This is a genomic window from Pseudomonas sp. RGM 3321, assembly GCF_022836805.1.
GTDB lineage: Bacteria > Pseudomonadota > Gammaproteobacteria > Pseudomonadales > Pseudomonadaceae > Aquipseudomonas.
In genome coordinates, this window is the sequence record NZ_JALHBH010000051.1 from 1 (window position 1) to 492 (window position 492).

1 protein-coding gene is annotated in these 492 nt (G+C 53.5%); it reads left to right on the forward strand.

Annotation, left to right across the window (positions count from 1 at the left end):
- Window positions 1-492, forward strand: a 492-nt coding sequence (locus RGM3321_RS00200; RefSeq protein ID WP_244391034.1) for an IS5 family transposase, incomplete at both ends; no start/stop codon positions are given.

Consider the following 492-nt stretch of genomic DNA (forward strand, 5'->3'; position numbering starts at 1 on the left):
TGAGATGCATCAGACGAAGAAGGGAAACCAATATTTCTTTGGTATGAAAGCGCATATCGGCGTCGATGCGGAGTCGGGTTTAGTCCATAGCCTGGTGGGCACCGCAGCGAATGTAGCGGACGTGACTAAAGTCGATCAGTTGCTACACGGCGAGGAAACCTATGTCATTGGTGATGCGGGCTACACCGGCGTGGACAAGCGTGCGGAACATCAGGATCGTCAGATGATCTGGTCGATCGCGGCACGCCCGAGCAGTTACAAAAAGCATGGTAACACCAGTTTGATCACGCAGGTATACCGCAAGATCGAGTTCGCGAAAGCCCAGGTACGAGCGAAAGTCGAACATCCATTTCGCGTGCTCAAGTGCCAGTTTGGTTATACGAAAGTCCGGTTTCGCGGGCTGGCTAAAAACACCACGCAACAGGCCACCCTATTTGCCTTGTCGAACCTTTGGATGGTGCGAAAACGACTGCTGGCGATGGGAGAGGTGCG